This window comes from Azorhizobium sp. AG788, assembly GCF_943371865.1.
Classification (GTDB): Bacteria; Pseudomonadota; Alphaproteobacteria; order Rhizobiales; family Xanthobacteraceae; genus Azorhizobium.
On record NZ_CALRWL010000106.1, the window covers coordinates 1 to 4,133 of the forward strand.

The 4,133-nt window shown below is 66.3% G+C and carries 2 protein-coding genes; both read left to right on the forward strand.

The window, feature by feature from the left end; translation table 11 throughout:
• On the forward strand, positions 1 to 1,128 hold a 1,128-nt coding region (locus AAG816_RS27500; protein ID WP_341992904.1), incomplete at its 5' end, for an autotransporter outer membrane beta-barrel domain-containing protein.
• Positions 1,129 to 1,791: 663 nt separating this feature from the next.
• On the forward strand, positions 1,792 to 4,133 hold a 2,342-nt coding region (locus tag AAG816_RS27505; RefSeq protein WP_341992905.1), incomplete at its 3' end, for a hypothetical protein.

The following is a 4,133-nucleotide window of genomic DNA, read 5'->3' on the forward strand; positions in this document are numbered from 1 at the left end:
GTGCAGGCGGGCGGCAGCGGCACGGCGCTCTATCAGGCGCTGATCACCGGCACGGTGGCCTCGGCCCAGAGCGCGTTCCAATTGCTCTCCGGCGAGGCCCAGGCCTCGCTCGGCACCACCTTGTTCAGCCAGAACCAGCTCATGGCCGACACCCTGGATGCCCGCCTGCGGCAGGCGGCCTATGTGGGATCCACCGGCGCCACCGCGGCGCTGGGCTTCGGCGGACCCACCGCTTATGCCAAGGCGCCGGTGACCAAGGCCGGCCCCTTCACCTCCGCCCCGCCCCCGGCCCCCGCCGCCCCAATGTGGACCGGCTGGGCCCAGGCGTTCGGCCAGTGGAATTCCACCTCCGGCAATGGCAATGCCTCCAGCGTGAGCAGCACGGTCGGCGGCTTCCTGGCCGGCGCCGATGCCACGATGAACAACATCACCTTCGGCTTTGCGGCGGGCTATAGCTGGGCCAATTCCAGCGTCGCCAACATGGGTTCCTCGCTGGACAGCGACGCGGCGCAGTTCGCGCTTTATGCCGGCACGGCGTTCGGCGCGCTCAAGCTGCGGGCCGGCGCGAACCTCGCCTTCAACCAGGTCAACAGCGAGCGCGTGGTGGTGGCCGGATCGGTGAGCGAGCGGCCCAACGCCTCCTATGACGGCCTCACCGGCGGCGCCTTCGCGGAAGCGGGCTATGCCCTGCCCCTCGGCCCGGTGGCGTTCGAGCCCTTCGCCGCCATGGCCTGGAGCGCGGTGCAGATGGACGGCTTCACCGAAACCGGCGCGCCGGTGACGGGCCTGACCTCCAGCGGCCTCAGCTTCGATAGCTGGTACTCGACCCTGGGCGTGCGCGCGGCGTCCAGCTTCCTGCTGGGCGGGCTCGCCACCACCCCGCACGCCACGCTGGGCTGGCGCCATGCCTATGGCGACGTGACCCCGGCGCTGGCGGTGAGCTTCCTCAACACCGGCACCGGCTTCACCGTGCAGGGCCTGCCCATCGCTAAGGACAGCGCCATCGTCGGCGCCGGCGTGGATGTGCTGCTCGGCAAGGGCCTGACCCTGGGCGTGAGCTATGACGGCTCGTTCGCCTCCGACGCCCAGAGCAACGCGGTGCGCGGCACCCTCGGGCTGACCTTCTGAGCGAGCGGGTGATCTGAGGGTCGGCTGCTCCGACGGGCCGACTAGGGAGAGTGGCTTAGAAACGGAGAGCGTTTCACCCCCCTCCCCACCCCTCCCCCGCCAGGGGGGAGGGAGCCGCCCGCGGCGACGGCCTGCCAGAGATGGAACTGAGTCGCCGACGGCCTCCGGGCTCAAGCTCCCCAAAAGCGCAACGCGCCCCCTCCCCCCTTGCGGGGGAGGGTTGGGGAGGGGGGTGAAACGGCTGCCACCAATCACGCGCTCTCTCGCCACACCTCCCGCGCGCCCCGTGCGCAAGCGCCACCCCACCCAAGTGCACCCGCCCATCCCACAACGCCCGCGCGCACATCCCGCGACATCTGCGCATAAGGTGCGGCTGGGCGTTTCCGCGGAATAGCGTTGTTTGGCTCCACAATGCCCCATCGAGTCCCACGCTGTTCCTCGCATGGACCCAACATGCGACACCCAACACGTGCCGATTGAGCCGCCACACTGGCGAGATGTGTCTGATACGATACGATGCGCTCCGGCAGTCTGGCATCCGCTTGATGGCGGCGCACACGGCGACGTGCGATAAATCGATACGGCGACAGGCAGGGCGCCTCAGAGAGATCTTGGGGATCAAGGAGCATGCTCTCTGTAAGGTCTTCCGCGACACGGATCGCCATGTCCAGCGTGATCGCCATGACGCCGGTCGCGGCGCTGGCCGACAGCTTCACCATCACCGGCAACAGTTCAACATCGCAGACTCTGGCGGGCACAGAGACAGGAACCCTTACCGCAAGCGGTTCGCTGAGCACCTCCGGAATGAGCGTGCTCTTTGGTATCGCCACCGGCACCGGCACGGCCCTGACCAACGACGGCCTCATCTCATCCAGCGGCAACGTATTCGACACGACCCCCACGGTCACCGGCCACATGGCTGTCACCAGCAACGGCGTCATCTCCGCGAGCAACGACGGATTCCGCCTCAACGGCACCTTTGCATTCGGAACACTTTTGTTCACGAACAACAGCACTTTTCTGGCCGGTAGCGGACAGGCCCTTGATTTCGACAAGGCGACCGCCACCTCCGCGGTGGTGACGATCAATAATTCCGGCGCGCTGAGCTCCAACTCCGATGCGGTACGCTTGGGCGGCGGCACCATCACCTTGAACAACTCCGGGAGCATCACTGCCGTCGCCGCGGGTGGAACGGCGATCAGCTTCGACACGGCGACCAATGTGGACTCGCTGGTGTCGCTGGTGCTGACCAACACGGCACGCGGCAGCATCACCGGGTCGAACGACGCCATCAAGATCGCCGGGACCGCCGCCAGCACCTCGTCGGCGGTCATCTCCATAAACAATGCCGGCACGATCGAATCCACCGGCACCGGGCGGGCCATCGATCTCGGTGATCTGGTGTCCCCGAACCTGTCAATCAGCATCACCAACCTGACGACCGGCCGCATCCAATCTCAGCGCGACGATGCCATTAAGGTCGGGAGCAACACGACCATCCTGAACTACGGCTCGATCTCCACCGGGACGAATTACACTGGCATCAAGTTCGATGGGACCTCCGGCACTGTCTACAACTATGGCTCTATCTCCGGCATTAACGCCGTCGGCACCACCAGCAACGTCATGGTCACCAATTACGGTTTGATTCAAGGTGCCAACGGTGTCGGATTGAGCTCCAACGGGACAGGCACCGTGCTGAATTACGGCTCCATCTCCGGTAGCTATTTTTTTGCGGGCCTGTCCCTCAACGGCGATGGCGTGAACATCGACCACATCGGGGTCATCACGAATTATGGCGCCATCAAAGGGTCCGGATCCAAGCCAGCCGGGCTGGCCGATATCCGGCCGAACAGCAGTGACGGCATCGCCATCGGCGGCGGCACGATAACCAACGGCTCGGCTGGCGTGCGCAATGCTCTCATTTCGGGTGCCAATAACGGCATCCTGGCCTCCGACGGCAGCAACGGTACGGCCTACGGCACCCTCACCGTGACCAATTACGGCACCATCGAGGGCCTGAACGGCTACGGCATTCAGATCGTCAATACCGCCGGCACCTTCGGCAACACCGTCGTCAATTATGGCACCATCACCGGCACCACCTTTGCGGTGGCCATGGGCAGTGGCAACGACCTGTTCGTCTATGAGGCGGGCTCGGCCGTCGTTGGCGCGGTAATGGCCCAGGGCGGCACGGACACGCTGCGCCTCGGCGAGGTGGCCGGCACGTTCAACGTGGGCCTGCTGGGCGATGGCGCCACCTATCGGGGCTTCGAGATCCTCGACATCCAGGCGGGGGTGCCCTGGACGCTCACCGGCATCTCCGCCTTCTCCGGCACCACCACCGTCGCCAATACCACCCTGACGCTCGATAATGTCGCGCTCGGTTCCTCCTTCGTCACGGTCGGCGGGTCCGGCTCGGCACTGGTCGGCACTGGCACCATCGGCGGGCTCGCCGCAGCGGCGGGCGCCACCATCTCCCCCGGCCTCACCGCCGGCAGCATCGGCACGCTGAACGTAAACGGCACGGCCAGCTTCGCCAGCGGCTCCACCTATGCGGTGACGGTGAACAGCGCCGGCGCCAGCGACCGCATCGCCGTCTCGGGTCGGACAACGCTGTCCCCGGGTGCCACGGTTGCCGTTCAAGCGCTCCCGGGGAGCTATGACCCCAGCCAGAGCTACACCATCCTCACCTCGGCGGGCGGGGTCTCGGGTACGTTCGGGTCGGTCAGTTCCAACATGGCCTTCCTGACGTTGGTGCTCAGCTATGACGCCACCGACGTTTACCTCGCGTTCGCGCGCAACGACGTGAGTTTTCCCAGCGTCACCACCACCACCAATGCCCGCAATGCCGCGGCTGCGGTGCAGGCGGGCGGCAGCGGCACGGCGCTCTATCAGGCGCTGATCACCGGCACGGTGGCCTCGGCCCAGAGCGCGTTCCAATTGCTCTCCGGCGAGGCCCAGGCCTCGCTCGGCACCACCTTGTTCAGCCAGAACCAGCTCAT